Annotated in this window: 14 protein-coding genes; 5 read left to right on the top strand and 9 right to left on the bottom strand. The window is 44.7% G+C overall.

Going from position 1 to position 15,092, the window contains the following annotated elements; genetic code table 11:
* Positions 1-2 precede the first annotated feature (2 nt).
* Complete coding sequence (locus RH061_RS15605; protein WP_311071499.1) at positions 3-968, bottom strand: MBL fold metallo-hydrolase; 966 nt, start codon at positions 966-968, stop codon at positions 3-5.
* A 534-nt stretch (positions 969-1,502) separates the two neighbouring features.
* Here RH061_RS15605 and proC point away from each other — a divergent pair.
* The 3 genes from proC to namA all read left to right on the top strand — a co-directional run bounded on the left by proC (position 1,503) and on the right by namA (position 4,658).
* Entirely contained in the window at positions 1,503-2,348 is an 846-nt protein-coding gene (gene proC / locus RH061_RS15610) for a pyrroline-5-carboxylate reductase (protein ID WP_311071501.1), read from the top strand.
* Positions 2,349-2,406: 58 nt separating this feature from the next.
* Positions 2,407-3,555, top strand: a complete 1,149-nt coding sequence (locus RH061_RS15615; RefSeq protein ID WP_311071503.1) for a glycosyltransferase family 2 protein — start codon at positions 2,407-2,409, stop codon at positions 3,553-3,555.
* A gap of 80 nt (positions 3,556-3,635) precedes the next feature.
* Positions 3,636-4,658: an NADPH dehydrogenase NamA gene (gene namA, locus RH061_RS15620; RefSeq protein ID WP_311071506.1), complete on the top strand. Its 1,023-nt coding sequence runs from the start codon at positions 3,636-3,638 to the stop codon at positions 4,656-4,658.
* 68 nt (positions 4,659-4,726) lie between these two features.
* On the opposite strand, the gene RH061_RS15625 is transcribed toward namA, so the two are convergent.
* From RH061_RS15625 to rnz, 5 genes are all read right to left on the bottom strand, one after another.
* Positions 4,727-5,347 carry a class I SAM-dependent methyltransferase gene (locus tag RH061_RS15625; RefSeq protein WP_311071507.1) on the bottom strand — a complete coding sequence of 207 codons (621 nt, stop codon included), beginning with the start codon at positions 5,345-5,347 and terminating at the stop codon, positions 4,727-4,729.
* Between the two features lie 35 nt (positions 5,348-5,382).
* Positions 5,383-7,518 carry a heavy metal translocating P-type ATPase gene (locus tag RH061_RS15630; RefSeq protein WP_311071508.1) on the bottom strand — a complete coding sequence of 712 codons (2,136 nt, stop codon included), beginning with the start codon at positions 7,516-7,518 and terminating at the stop codon, positions 5,383-5,385.
* Positions 7,511-7,879 (bottom strand): ArsR/SmtB family transcription factor, encoded by a 369-nt coding sequence (locus RH061_RS15635; RefSeq protein WP_311071509.1) that lies wholly within the window; start codon positions 7,877-7,879, stop codon positions 7,511-7,513. Before RH061_RS15635 ends, RH061_RS15630 begins: the two co-directional genes overlap by 8 nt.
* Positions 7,880-8,289: 410 nt before the next feature.
* Positions 8,290-8,838, bottom strand: coding sequence for a histidine phosphatase family protein (locus RH061_RS15640; protein ID WP_311071511.1), 549 nt, complete (start codon positions 8,836-8,838; stop codon positions 8,290-8,292).
* A gap of 17 nt (positions 8,839-8,855) precedes the next feature.
* Positions 8,856-9,785, bottom strand: a complete 930-nt coding sequence (gene rnz / locus RH061_RS15645) for a ribonuclease Z (protein ID WP_311071513.1) — start codon at positions 9,783-9,785, stop codon at positions 8,856-8,858.
* Between the two features lie 257 nt (positions 9,786-10,042).
* On the opposite strand from rnz, the gene zwf reads away from it, so the two are divergent.
* Positions 10,043-11,545, top strand: coding sequence for a glucose-6-phosphate dehydrogenase (zwf, locus tag RH061_RS15650; protein ID WP_311071517.1), 1,503 nt, complete (start codon positions 10,043-10,045; stop codon positions 11,543-11,545).
* Between the two features lie 50 nt (positions 11,546-11,595).
* On the opposite strand, the gene RH061_RS15655 is transcribed toward zwf, so the two are convergent.
* Entirely contained in the window at positions 11,596-11,802 is a 207-nt protein-coding gene (locus tag RH061_RS15655; protein WP_311071519.1) for a zinc ribbon domain-containing protein, read from the bottom strand.
* A gap of 234 nt (positions 11,803-12,036) precedes the next feature.
* On the opposite strand from RH061_RS15655, the gene RH061_RS15660 reads away from it, so the two are divergent.
* The gene (locus RH061_RS15660) at positions 12,037-12,729 is read left to right on the top strand and encodes a YwaF family protein (protein WP_311076425.1); all 693 of its coding nucleotides are present in this window, start codon (positions 12,037-12,039) and stop codon (positions 12,727-12,729) included.
* A 72-nt stretch (positions 12,730-12,801) separates the two neighbouring features.
* Here RH061_RS15660 and RH061_RS15665 read toward each other — a convergent pair whose 3' ends face one another.
* Positions 12,802-13,545, bottom strand: coding sequence for an alpha/beta hydrolase (locus RH061_RS15665; protein ID WP_311071521.1), 744 nt, complete (start codon positions 13,543-13,545; stop codon positions 12,802-12,804).
* Positions 13,546-13,679: 134 nt separating this feature from the next.
* Positions 13,680-15,089 (bottom strand): NADP-dependent phosphogluconate dehydrogenase, encoded by a 1,410-nt coding sequence (gene gndA / locus RH061_RS15670; RefSeq protein WP_311071523.1) that lies wholly within the window; start codon positions 15,087-15,089, stop codon positions 13,680-13,682.
* Positions 15,090-15,092 lie beyond the last annotated feature (3 nt).

Genomic DNA, 15,092 nt, shown 5'->3' on the forward strand with positions numbered 1-15,092 from the left:
CCTCATTTTGCTGTATAAACGAAGGAGGTACCTTCTTCCCTGACTGAAATTGCGTCCAGGGATTGTAAATAATCAAGCTGGCCGACTGTTTCCGAAATGGTCAGATTCAGTTCCCGCTCATAAACTGTCGGGAATAGAAATTTACAGATTTCAAAAACAGTGAGCTCCCTGCCTTCGAGCATTCCCCTTACCTGTAAGGCCCTATCATGCTGGCGGGCGATCCTTTTTTCAATCAGGCTATGTAATTCTGTTATTTCCGTCCCATGTCCGGTGTATACTAGCCCAATCGGATACTGCTGCAGTTTTTTCAGTGATGCATTATATTGTACCAGCGGCTTCGGTCTGTCCGTTTCACCTGGCAGCGGCGGCTCAAGCAATGGGTTGGGTGAGATTCCTGCAAGGATTGTATCCCCGGCAATCATTGTGCCGTCTTTTTCACGCAGCAGCACGATATGGCTCTGGGCATGTCCCGGCGTCTCGATCACCCTCCACCCTGGCAGCGCCGGCGGAACATCGTTTTCCGAAATAGTCCCAGTCAACGAGCGATTGCATGAAAATACCAATGTCTTTTTCATGATTTTCATCGATGGCACAAAATATTGTTCAGGTATTGCCGATTGCAGGAAGAACTGCTCATAGAATTCCTGATGTTCCTTCTCGAATGCCAAAGTCCTGTTGATCCACCTTTCATTCAGCTGATGGCCAAATACGCTGAGGTCTGGCGAAAAATAATCCAGCATTCCAACATGATCAGGATGATCGTGAGTCAGGATGACCTGCTCGATATCCTCCGGCTTCAGTTTCAAATCGGCAAGCTGTGATTTGAATGACTCCCAGGACTGCTCCGTCTTCGTTCCCGCGTCAACAAGGGTCAACCTGTCCCCTTTTATTAAATATGCGTTCACATCACCGACCGGGAAAGGCGTCGGCAAAGTCAGTTTGGCAATTCCATTTTTCCATTCAGCCATATTATCCATACACCCCAAAACATTATTTTTCTATAAGGTAAACACAGTGATTGTCGTGATAATCATTAAACTTTAATGGACCTGGCATTTTTCCAATATAAAGATAAGTTTACCTTTAAAGGAGACAAATGTCATTATATTCACTTTTTGTTATCAGAAAAAACTAAAAATTTATCATTTTCCTCTTGACATAGAGGTTGTCTTTCTTGCATAATCACTATTAAAATTTCGTAAATCTTAAAAAGCATTCGAGCAAGATCAGTAGACAGGAATGGTGATAGAGAGTGGAGTCCACCGGCTGAAAGGCTCCGCCGCCCTCTTCATGTTGAACCCTACCTTGCGAGCTGCCAGGCAAACCTGGACGTAAACCGGCGTTAACGGATGTTGAGCTGCACTTTTTCGGCACTGGCCGAGGAAGTGAATGAAGGTGGTACCACGGAAGCATGGCCTTTCGTCCTTTTTTGGATGAAGGGCCTTTTTGTTTTTCCAGTGAAAGTTGTAACAAACAGAAGAAAAATTATGGAGGCGATCTTGATGAAGAAGCTTGTTTTTGTTGGGGCAGGTTCGATGGCAGAAGCGATGATTTCCGGAATAGGGGCAAGCGGGCTTCTTCCGGGAGAGCAAATGTGGGTCACGAATAGACAGGATACTGACAGATTAAAAACACTGGAACAGAAATATGGAATAAAAGCGACATATGATTATGAAGTGCTTTTTAGGGACGCTGATGCAATCGTCCTGGCGATGAAACCAAAGGATGCAGCAGGAGCGATTGAGGAGATTAAACCTTATTTATCCGACGGAATGCTGATCATTTCCGTGCTCGCCGGAGTTTCCATTGACGCCATTGAAACGGTTGCGGAAAAATCGCTTGCTGTGGTTAGGGCAATGCCAAACACCTCGGCAGCGATTGGCAAATCGGCAACTGCCCTGGCAGTGAACTCCCATGTGAGTGAAGCGCAAAAGTTGCTGGTGCAGGAGCTTTTTAACACTGTTGGCCTGACGACGATCGTAGAGGAATACCAGCTTGATGCCGTTACAGGCCTATCAGGAAGCGGACCTGCCTATATTTATTACCTTGTCGAAGCGATGGAAAAAAGCGCGGCTGAAATCGGTCTCGAAAAGCAGACAGCAAAGCAGCTGATTATCCAGACGCTGCTGGGCGCAGCTGAGATGCTCACGCAGTCTGATAAGGAGCCAGCCCAGCTCCGTTTTGAAGTGACCAGCCCGGGAGGCACGACTGAAGCAGGCATCACCATTCTCGAGCAGCATGGCGTCCAATCAGCATTCGTATCCTGCATCAAGGAAGCCACCGCTCAATCAAAAAGGCTGGGCCACCTACTTGGCGATCAACTGGCAGCTGCAAACCGCCCGCTATAAAAATTGCAAAAGTGTCCCCTGTTTCTCTACAATGGAGAAAAACAACAGGGACGTGTACATGGTGATCCTAACCTTACTGTCTTTAACATTGCTCATTTGGATTTTAGCGACAATCGATGCCTTGATTGGTTTCAGGAAAATGGATCCACTCGAAAAGGCCGAGGCTGTTGAGCAAGGACAAAAGCTCAGCGTGATCGTGGCTGCCAGGAATGAAGAAGAACATATTTTACAAAGCGTTCGCACGCAGCTGAACCAAACCTACAAAAACACCGAGTGGCTCCTGGTCAATGACCGCTCCGAAGATGGCACCGGAAGTGTGATGGAAAGCTTGAAAAGTTTCGATTCAAGAATCAAAGTAATCCACATCGAAAGTTTGCCAGAAGGGTGGCTTGGCAAGAACCACGCACTCTATAAAGGCTATAAGCATGCGACAGGGAACCTTATCTTATTTACAGACGCTGATGTCTTGTATCATCCTGAGGCTTTTTCAAAAGCGGTTGGCTATTTCGAGAAACATAGCCTTGATCATTTGACTGCTGCTCCAAATCTTAGCGCAAAGCCCTTTTGGCTGAAGGCCTTTGTTGCCTTCTTCTTATTTGGCTTTTCCTATTACAAGAGACCATGGCTCGGCAATAATCCACGTTCGAAAACGGGAGTCGGCATCGGCGCATTCAATATGATCACCCGGTCGGCCTATGAAAAAGTCGGCACACATGAATATATAAAGATGCGGCCTGATGATGATTTGCAGCTGGGAATGATGGTAAAGCGGCTGGGTCTCAAGCAGCGGATCGTCACCGCCATGACGCTCATTGAAGTAGAATGGTACCAGAGCCTGAGTGAAGCATTAGGAGGCCTGGAGAAGAACACCTTCGCCGGCCTACACTACAGGATCAGCATGGTACTCTTCTCAGTATTCGGTGTCTTTGTATCCCAAGTCGTTCCTTTTTTCACTCTTTTTTCGAAAAATCAGGCTGTGGCTATTTTAAGTGCTGTTAATCTCGTATTCCTGGCTTTTCTTTATGTGATGGTCACAAAGAAGATGACTCGATTTTCACCATGGCTGTTCTTTGTCCTTCCGTTCACTGCCCTGCTGTTCATTTTCTCCATCCTGAGAGCCAGCTACCTGACTATTAAAAGAGGCGGCATCATCTGGCGCGGAACGAAATATACCCTGGCTGAATTAAGAAAAAACACATTGCGGTGAGTACAATTTTTCCTTTCCTGATTAAGCCCTGTTATACTTAAAATATATTTTGGTTAACGAAATAAAAGGAGGCTTCTGGATTGGAAAAGAAATTATTTTCCCCTTATAAAATCAAGGATTTAACACTGAAAAACAGGATTGTCATGGCTCCGATGTGTATGTACTCATGTGAAAAAGAAGATGGGATCGTCACAGACTTTCATATCGCACACTATGTGAGCCGTGCTGTCGGCCAGGTGGGATTGGTCATTCTCGAAGCAACTGCCGTCACACCGCAGGGCCGGATTTCGCATCAGGACCTGGGAATCTGGAACGATGAGCATGTGCCCGGCCTGACAAAATTGACTCAACAAATCAAGCAGAGCGGTGCTGCAGCAGGAATCCAGCTTGCACACGCCGGCCGAAAAGCCGCATTGCGTGATGAAATCATCGCTCCTTCTGCTTTAGCATTTGATGAAAAGTATAAGGAACCAAAGGCAATGACGGTTGAAGAAATCAAGGAAACTGTCGAGGCGTTCAGGCTGGCTGCTGAGAGGTCAAAACGTGCTGGTTTCGATGTGATCGAAATCCATGCTGCACATGGCTATTTGATCAACCAGTTCCTCTCCCCGCTTACGAACAAACGCGAAGATGAATACGGCGGCACTGCCGAGAACCGCTTCCGCTTCCTTCGGGAAGTCCTTGAAGAGGTAAAAACAGTTTGGGATGGACCTCTGTTTGTCAGGGTTTCTGCAAGCGATTATCATGAAGAAGGCTTGACTGTCGATGATTATGTATCAATCGGTGCATCGCTCAAGGAACTGGGAGTAGACCTGATTGATGTCAGCTCAGGTGCGGTTGTACCTGCAAGGATCCATGCCTATCCAGGCTACCAGGTTAAATTCGCTGAAAAAATCAAACATGAAGCCGATGTGGCTACTGGCGCGGTCGGTTTGATCACCACCGGAATCCAGGCTGAAGAAATCCTCCAAAATGAACGCGCTGATCTAATTTTCATCGCACGCGAACTGCTGCGCGATCCATACTGGCCAAGGACAGCAGCAAAAGAGCTCGGCACAAGCATTGAATCACCTAAGCAATATGAACGAGGATGGATTTTTTAAGATAGAACCATCAATATAGAAAAAGAGGCTGTCATTCAAACAGCCTCTTTTTCTATGAAATCATTCTTTTAACAGACTTTCTCCAGCAATATTCTCCGGTACATATCTCCGAACATGACCCCTTCATCTGAAATCCGCTTAACTCTGGCTGTTTCTGTTGAGCTGATTTCCTCAAAAGATACACCGATGTCCGTGCCAAGCAGTTTAATCACATTTCTAAACGCTTTTTTAACATATGAAAGTTCTTTGCCAGGCTGTGCAAATTTATCGAAAATGACCACCAGACCTTCCCTGCGGCAAACTCTGATCATTTCGCCAAATGCCTTTTTGCTGTCGGGTACTACTGATAATATCAAGCTTCCGATCACATAATCGAAAGATGAAACGTCAAATTCAAGCTGTTGGGCATCCATTTTTAAAAAGGTTATCGAAGAATCCCTGAATTTATCTTTTGCTCTCTGCAGCATATCCTCAGAGTAATCGATTGCCGTAATCTCCAATTGGTCATATGGCAATCTCTCGATATCTGCCCCAGTGCCTACACCTACGAACAGCACCCTGTCCCCCGGACGGAACTGGATTTCGTTGAACAGTATGTCCCTTGCTTTCGAAAAAGGGCCAGCATTGAAGAATCTGTCGTAGATCGGGGCCCAGCCTTTGTAAATGAGCTTATTCCAGGAATTATTCATGGGAATCCTCCAGCCAGAATCAGTATGTGCTACATCTATTTATCTTTGACTCTCAAAAGCCTCAAGCCATTCAGAGTGACAATCAAGGTCGCTCCCATATCTGCGAAAATCGCGATCCACAGGGTGAGCCAGCCAGGAATGACAAGCAGCAGGGCCAGCAATTTCACGCCAATTGAAAAAGCAATGTTTTGCTTGATAATAGCCAGTGTTTTGCGGCTTAATTTTATTGTGAACGGCAGTTTTTTCAAATCATCTGCCATCAAGGCGATATCAGCGGTTTCGAGTGCAGTATCGGTTCCAGCTCCGCCCATTGCGACACCGACTGTAGCTGCGGCAAGTGCCGGCGCATCATTGATCCCGTCACCAACCATCGCGACTTTCCCATGGTTTTTCTGTAAAGCCTTTATGAAATTCAACTTCTCTTCAGGAAGCAAATCGGACTGGATATCCGACACGCCTGCCTGGCTGCCAATTGCCCGGGCAGTCCCTTTATTGTCCCCTGTCAGCATGATTGTTTTTTCAACGCCAAGCTCGTGCAGACGAGATACCACTTCCTTGCTTGACTCTCTCACTTCATCGGCAACCGCAATTAACGCAAGCAAGCTGGTTTGTGAGCCTACTACCATAACGGTTTTCCCTTCCGATTGCATACCAGCAATTTTTTCAGAGACAGCAGATGGTATTCCCCCATCCACTATTTCCTCAAGGTATTTAGGGCTGCCAACATGATACCTGACTCCGTCAACAACAGCTTTTATCCCTTTACCAGTTACCGAAGTGAAATCTTCAACCTGCTTTTCCCTGAAAAGAACTCCTTCCGTTTCTGCCTTGCGGACGATTGCAGCAGCAAGCGGATGTTGTGATTTGTTTTCAACAGCTGCCACCACTGATAAAAGCTCGGTGTGGTCTGCAGATGCAAGCATCTCGAAGTCAGTAACTGCTGGAATACCTTTAGTCAGCGTCCCGGTTTTATCAAAGGCAACTGCTTTGAGCATGCCCATTTCTTCCAAATAGACTCCGCCCTTAACCAATACACCATTTTTAGCCGCATTGCCAATCGCGGTCACGATAGACACCGGTGTCGAAATCACGAGTGCGCATGGGCAGCCGACAACAAGGACAGCCAGCCCCTGATAGATCCAATCACTCCAATCTGCATTAAACAAAAGCGGCGGTACAATCGCAACCAGGAAGGCAACCAAGATAATAATCGGTGTATAATACTTTGCGAACCGGTCCACGAAAGCCTGCGAAGGTGCCTTTTCCGCCTGTGCCTCTTCGACAAGGTGAATGATTTTGGCAATCGTTGTATCATCGACCAGTTTAGTGATTTCAACTTCGATGAGACCCTCCCCATTCAGTGTCCCGGCAAACACCTCATCGCCTATCTTCTTATATGCTGGTACAGATTCACCTGTAATTGCCGCCTGATTGACAGCCGATGAACCAGCAACGACTTCACCATCCATCGCAATTTTTTCACCAGGTTTTACAATCATGATATCGCCGACTTGTATCTCATTTACATGAACACTGTATTCCCTGCCATTCCGGCGAACTAGCGCTTCTTTTGGGGCGATATCCATTAACGAACGGATCGAGGCCCTCGCCTTATCCATTGAATACCTCTCAAGCACTTCACTAATCGCAAATAAAATGACGACGACGGCTCCCTCGCTCCATTCGCCAATGATGGCAGCACCGATAATGGCCACAGTCATCAGTGCCCTCATGTCAAAATCAAGCTTGAGAAGATTCTTGATTCCACTTTTGAAAAGGGAGAAGCCGCCTATGATAATCGCGCCTAAGAATAAAAAGATCGCGGGCACACTTCCTTCACCATAATTAAACTGAAAATAATAGGCGGCAATGATCATCACGAGGCTGATCAGTACCTTAGAATTTTCCTGCCAGAACGGCTTCTTTTTTTCAGGAAGAATCTCGGCTTTATCTGGATAAAGCCTCAGGTTCTCAAAAGCGCCCGCATGCTCCAGGGCCTCAATCGAGGCTTTCCCGTAAACCGTCAGCTTGGAAGCGCCAAAATTAACTTTTGCATCAAAAACACCATCCAGGTGCTTTACGTTCTCTTCGAACTTCCCGGCACAGCTCGCTCAGGTGAAGCCCTGTACCCGGTATATGGTTTTCTCTCCAGATTGTGCTGCTTCAGTCATTCACATCCATCTCCTTTTGATGTTCAAACGCCAGGTGAATCAATTGCTTTACATGGTCATCGACAAGTGAATAATAAACAAGCTTACCTTCCTTGCGGTATTTAGCGAGCCCAAGGTTCTTCAAAAGCCTCAAATGGTGAGAAGCAGTAGCAGTGGACGAATTGACGACTGCAGCTACATCACAAACACAAAGTTCGTTGCCTACATATAGTGAGTATGCGATTTTAATCCTTGTTTCATCTGATAAAGCCTTGAAAATTTTTGCTGCTGCAGAAGTATTTTGTTCTTTCACTTCTGCTGAAACCTGCTCCACTTTTTCATCGTGGACGCAATTGATCTGGCAGACATCTTGCTCCTTCAAGTTGCTCACCTCACTCATTCAAATGTTCATTTGATTATATCTTATTCAAATGAATGTTTGATTGTCAAACAAAAATAAAAAAACCAGGAGATTTCCCAGTTTTAGATGTCCACCACTTAGGTTCCTACCTTAAACCCTAGGCGCTGTGAAAACTGAATGTTGATTTCACAGTGTACGAAAAATAAACGGAGAGATTCCGCTTAATTGGAAAAGGCCCTTATTTTATGAAAAATAAGGGGCGTTTTTCCGTTTATTTAATCAAAATCATTGGATTTTGTCTTATTTATAGCAAGTAACCGGAATATCTCCGCCTTACTGCTTCAAAAGCGGCCTCTATATACAATAGCCGGAAATGCTCCGCTTATGAATACACAAATCTACACCAAAGGAATACTGAGCCATATAAAAACTTAAATTCTATCATCCCATATTCGATTAAGCATTGTTTTTTCACTAGAAACGACAAGTTCGAAAACATCCGGGTTCGTCATTTCCATCAAGCAGTCGTATCCGAAGCTCTCATTGAAATACCTCATGAGCAGTGTGGTCATGTTGCCATGGCTGACCAGTAAAATATGGTCATGTTCTGAGCATAATACATCCTCTAAAAGCGATTTCGCGCGATTCATCGCCGTTGAATGGGACTCCCCACCTTCAAATACAAGCTCGAAGTCTTCAAAGCTTTGCTTTAATTTATCCCGCCAGTCCTCAAGGTTGACCGTGCTGAGCACTCTTTCTCCGAGTCGTTCATCTTGTTGAACACTTATTCCTCTTGAATCAGAAAGTGGTCTGATTGTATCGATCGCTCTTTTAAAAGGACTTGAATAGATGATGTCTATTTCTTTTTGCTTGAAAAAGTCAACGAGCGCCAGTGCCTGTTTCCTGCCCTGTTCAGTCAGGGGAGATTCAACAGGCTGTCCGGCAGCACTTGCATGTCGTACAAGATAGATTGTTTTCATACATAACACCCCTTCACTCAGTCATGGTCATAAGAAACGGAGATTTCCATAAAATCTTCCGCGACTACCGTATTGGCAAACACGGTTCGAGCTTCCGCTTCAAGCTCCTGCCAGTCATTCCGGTCATATCTGGAGCTAATATGGGTCAGGCAAAGCTGTTTCACATCGGCATTCAATGCTGTTTCTGCAGCCTGCAGAGTGGTCGAATGAAAATATTCATAAGCAAGTGTGCCTTCATCTGCTGAAAAAGTTGCTTCATGGACGAGAAGGTCTGCATTTTGCGCAAGCAATGCAGCATTTTCACACACTCTTGTATCACCCAGAATCGTAACAACTCTGCCTTTTTGCGGCGGACCGACGAAATCCACAGGGTTGATGACACTTCCATCATCAAGCAGGATTTCTTCACCATTCTTGATTTTCCGGTAATCAGGCCCTGGTTTAACTCCCGCTGCCTGGAGCTTGTCTGCAAGAAGAGTGCCCGGACGGTCTTTTTCCATTACTCTATACCCATACGAAGGAATTCCATGCTCCAGTAGCTTTGCTTCTACGATGAACTGTTCATCTTCAAAGATTACGCCTTCTTCCAGCTCGATGATTTCAATCGGATATTTCAAGTAGGATTTACTAATTTTCAAAGATACCTCAATATACTCTTTAATCCCGGGAGGTCCATAAACGGTAACCATCGATTCCCCTCCCTGGAAGGAACGGCTGGACAGCAGTCCTGGCAAGCCATAAATATGGTCTCCATGCAGGTGGGTGATGAATATTTTCTCGATCCTGCGCGGCTTTAAGCTAGTATGTAGAATTTGATGCTGAGTTGCTTCGCCACAATCGAACAGCCAGACAGCTCCGCGCTCCTCCAGCAATTTCAATGCGATTGACGTCACATTCCTCAGCTTGGCCGGTACACCCGCACCTGTTCCAAGAAAAAACACATCCATAATCCTAACATCCTCCCGTACAAAACGCCTGCAATCCTGGCAGGCAGGTTCATTATTCCTTTCAATATATCACAACTGCCATTATTCCTCTAAAACAAACACCGGATTTGAACAGAAAGGGATAGTTCCACTTAATTGGAACAAAACTAAGTACAGTTCAAACAGTTGCTAATTGTTCTCGAAACAGATAAAATTTTGTATTTGTAGAGTGTTTTTTTACATACATTTAAATTCACATAAAAGAGAGGTTCTATATTGTGGCACATACCGAAAAACCAACAGCTTTAATTATGATCTTCGGAGCTACGGGAGACCTGGCAAACCGTAAATTGTTTCCTTCCCTCTATAATTTGTTTGAAAAAGGAAAACTGGACAGATTCGCGGTCGTTGGCGTTGCCCGCCGAGCACTTTCAAATGAAGAATTCCAGCTTAAGGTAAAAGAGTCTGTTAAGGAGAATGGGGAGACAGATCCAAAGGCCGATCTCGACGAGTTTGTCTCCAAGTTTTATTATCATTCCCATGATGTAACTGATTCTAGTTCTTATCTTGCCCTGGGAAAGCTTTCGGAAGAATTGGACAGCCACTATGGACTTAACGGCAATAGGATTTTTTATCTGGCAATGGCACCAGAATTCTTTGGGACAATTGCCGAGCACTTAAAGAAGGATAAGCTTACCGATGTTTCCGGCTTCAAGCGCCTGGTCATTGAGAAGCCGTTCGGACATGATCTTGAGTCAGCCAAAGTATTGAACAAGCAAATCCGGACCGCTTTTACAGAAGATGAAATTTACCGGATTGACCACTACCTTGGAAAAGAAATGGTCCAAAATATCGAAGTCATCCGTTTCGCGAATGCGATGTTTGAACCACTCTGGAATAACCGCTACATTTCAAATATCCAGGTGACATCCAGCGAAACTCTTGGAGTCGAAGAACGCGGGCGATATTACGAGAAAAGCGGTGCACTAAGGGACATGGTCCAGAACCATATGCTGCAAATGGTTTCCTTGCTAGCGATGGAGCCGCCGATCAAGCTGACGACTGATGAAATCCGTTCGGAAAAAGTTAGAGTTTTCCGTGCCCTCCGCCCAATAAAGGACGGTGAGGTCAATGAATACTTTGTTCGCGGACAGTATGACAAAGGCGTCATGAACGAAAAAGAAGTACCTGCTTACCGCCAGGAAGAGATGGTTGATCCTGAATCCAATACAGAAACATTTGTAGCTGGAAAGCTAATGATTGATAACTTCCGCTGGGCTGGAGTTCCATTCTATATCCGTACTGGAAAAAGGATGAAGGCCAAGTCCACAAAAATCGTGATTCAATTCAAAGATATCCCGATGGATCTGTATTATCAGCCAGAAAAGACCGTCAATCCCAATTTGCTTGTGATTCATATCCAGCCCGAAGAAGGGATCACGCTCCATCTGAATGCAAAGAAATCCGGCCAGGGAGATGCTACTCCTGTGAAATTGAATTACGCCAATAAAGGCATTGACGGACTGAATACGCCGGAAGCTTATGAAAAACTGCTGTATGATTCATTGCGCGGTGATGCTACAAACTTCACGCATTGGGATGAAGTCGCATTATCGTGGAGTTTCGTTGATAATATTTCAAAAGTCTGGGAAAACACGAAGGAACCGTCATTCCCGAACTACGCATCAGGTTCAATGGGTCCCGATGCAGCAGACAAACTGCTTGAGCAAGACGGGTTCTTCTGGTGGCCATTCAATGACATCGACGTAGAAAATTGTTAAAATACAAAAATCCCGCCTGTTAACAGGCGGGATTTTTGTATTTGCACTGGTCAGCCTCCAAAAAAGAAATCAAGGATATTAGAGCCAGCAGATGCATTCTTATTATAGAACTCTGAGTATCCGCAATTCTTGCAGTAAACGACGGTGAATTGATTATTCTGGATATCAAACATCTTAGATAAGCCTGTTCCGGTCATTGCCACATCTTTCTGCCCTGCATCTCTGCTTCCGCATTTAATACAGCCATTTCCTTTCATGTAATCCATCTCCCTTTTTTAAGCTATATTACATTTACGCATCAAGCAATGTTTGGTTTCACTTTTTTCATCATTCTAACAGCTCACCTTACTCTCGTTAACGATGAGGGCAAGTTAATGCTCCTGGCCTACATAAAAATCACCGAAAAAGGATAACTTATGTTTGTTCTATTACAGACTAGAGGTGGCAGCATGGAGTGGTTTGGTCATAGCAATAAAGCTTTTACCTTTGACATGTTTTCTTTGAGTCATTTTGTGACTCTGACTATCTTTTTTTTCATTAGCACTTTCATTTTCATTCATCGAAAGAAATTAAGTGATAAGCGATGGAGGAAAGCCGAGCTGGCCACAGCCCTATCATTAATATTGATCGAGATCACCAACCATCTTTGGATGTACAAGCATGCTGTCTGGAAATTTGGACGGTCAATGCCGCTGGAATTATGCAATATCGGGCTTTTGCTCGCGATCGGTTTATTACTGACCAGGAAAAAAATACTGTTTGAGCTTTTATTTTTCATTGCTTTATTAGGGGCAACACAAGCTATAATAACACCTGCATTAACCTATGATTTTCCCCACTTCCGATTTTTCCACTTTTTCTATGCCCATATGATGATTGTTTGGGTGACTCTGTATTTTTTATGGGCTAAAGGTTTTTATCCTACTTTCAGTTCAGTCATAAAAGTAGTTCTCTTTATAAACCTGCTGCTGCCAGCTATCCTGTTCATTAATAAGACAGCTGACGGAAATTACTGGTTTTTGCGCCATAAACCGAAGAGTCCAAGCTTCATGGACTTACTCGGCCCCTACCCATGGTACATCTTTTCTTTGGAAAGTTTATTGGTGATTTTAAGTTTAATTGCATGGCTGTGCATGCGAAGCTGGCTAAGAGGTGAGAAAAAAAGCTCTTATTCAGAGTCATGAGTGGATTTATTGATTGTACCTATAAAAGGCTTGCGGAAGAACTCCGCAAGCCTCGAAGAAGCAAATCAGATATCAACTAATTTTTTTTATGAATGCCAGTGTGTTATCGATGATCATTTGCTGGTCGTTATCAAGTGTAGCCACATGATAGCTCTCTTTAAGACGAAGGACCTCTTTTATTTCCGAGCTGATATCATTATAGATTCTTTGCGAGTTATCTGGCGGGACAACATGGTCCTCATCCGAAACGAAAATTAAGGCTGGACAAGAAACTTTTGAGAGATTTTCTTTTACAGCTTTCATAAAAGGCAATATCTCTTTAATGGATTGAACCGGGGTTTTTTCATAGGCAAGCTCTACAACTCCTGGCTTCTTGATGTCGGAACCAATGGCATCCAGGAATCTAGTTCCTTCCAACTGAAGGACCGGCTCCATTGCCGGAATATCAATAGCCGCATTGATCAGGACAATTCCCCTGATTTCAGGGTATTTTTCAGCCATGTATAAAGTCAGCGTTCCTCCCATTGACAGTCCAGTTACAAAAATCTTATCACATCGTTCTTTTAGCCACTGAAACCCTTCTTCTACCGAAGCAATCCAATCCTGATAGGTTGTTTGTTCCATGTCCTCATAATGGGTTCCGTGCCCCTTCAATCGCGGTCCGCAAACAGTATATCCCGCAGCAGCGAATGCCTCGCCAAGCGGCCGCATACTCTGTGTAGAACCAGTGAAACCATGCGATACCAATATACCTACTGAACTCCCTTCAAAATAAAAGGGTTCCGCCCCCTTTAAAACTGGATAATCTTCTGCCATACTCAATCCCTCCAATCTTAATACCATCATTTAAAGGGTTCGACTGGGCCTTTTGAAAACCCTCCCTGCTGCTGAATAAACTTTTATAATATTAAAAAACACAGCGAACATTAATAATTCGCTGTGCTTCTTTGTTATTCCATCCACTCAGTGTGGAAGATTCCTTCTTTATCAATTCGCTGATATGTGTGGGCACCGAAATAATCACGTTGCGCCTGGATCAGGTTGGCAGGCAGTGTTTCCGTCCGGTAGCTGTCGAAATAGGAAAGTGCAGCAGAGAAGCTTGGCACTGGAATTCCATTCATGACCGCAGCTGAGATTATTTCACGTAACGACTGCTGGTAGCTTTCTGCGATTTCCTTGAAATATGGATCGAGCAGTAGGTTTTTCAGAGCTGGATCGCGATCGTATGCTTCTTTGATTTTTTGAAGGAACTGAGCTCTGATAATGCAGCCTCCACGGAAGATCATCGCAATATCGCCGTAATTCAGATCCCAGCCATACTCTTCGGACGCCGCTCTCATTTGGGCAAATCCCTGTGCGTAAGAACAAATTTTGCTCAAATAAAGCGCCTTTCGAATTGATTCAATGAAGGCCTCACGATTGCCATCAAATGATCTAACTTCAGGACCAGAGAGTACTTTGCTTGCTTCCACACGCTCTTGTTTCATTGCCGAGATGAAGCGTGCGAAAACAGATTCAGTGATGATTGGCAGCGGCACCCCTAAATCAAGCGCACTCTGGCTCGTCCATTTCCCAGTGCCTTTTTGGCCAGCGGTATCGAGAATCATATCAACAAGCGGCTTGCCGGTTTCATCATCCTTCTTTGTAAAAATATCAGCCGTAATTTCAATCAGATAGCTATCAAGCTCACCTTTGTTCCATTCTGCAAATACTTCATGCAGCTCGTCAGCATTTAAGCCAAGTACATGCTTCAACATAAAATAGGATTCAGAGATCAATTGCATGTCTCCGTATTCTATGCCGTTGTGTACCATTTTTACATAATGTCCTGCACCATCCGGACCGATGTAAGTAGTACATGCTTCACCATTGACCTTTGCAGCGATATCCTGGAAGATTGGGGCCACCAGGTCATACGCTTCTTTTTGTCCGCCAGGCATGATGGAAGGTCCGTGAAGTGCCCCTTCCTCCCCGCCAGATACGCCAGTGCCGATGAAGTGAAGACCGAGCTCGCGTAATTCCTGGTTACGACGTTGAGTATCTGCAAAATATGTATTGCCACCGTCAATGATGATATCTCCCTTTTCCAGATGAGGTTTTAATTGTTCGATCGTCGCGTCCGTTGCGGCTCCCGCTTTTACCATCAGGAGGATTTTCCTTGGTTTTTCAAGAGATTGAACAAATTCCTCGATAGAATAAGTTCCGACGACCTTCTTGCCTTTCGTTTCCTCAAGCATTTCATCCGTCTTTTCCCTGGAGCGGTTATATACTGAAACAGAATAGCCTCTGCTCTCGATATTCATGGCGAGGTTCTTTCCCATGACAGCAAGGCCAATGACTCCGATTTGCTGTTTTGACATATG

Source organism: Mesobacillus jeotgali (assembly GCF_031759225.1).
Classification (GTDB): Bacteria; Bacillota; Bacilli; order Bacillales; family Cytobacillaceae; genus Mesobacillus; species Mesobacillus jeotgali_B.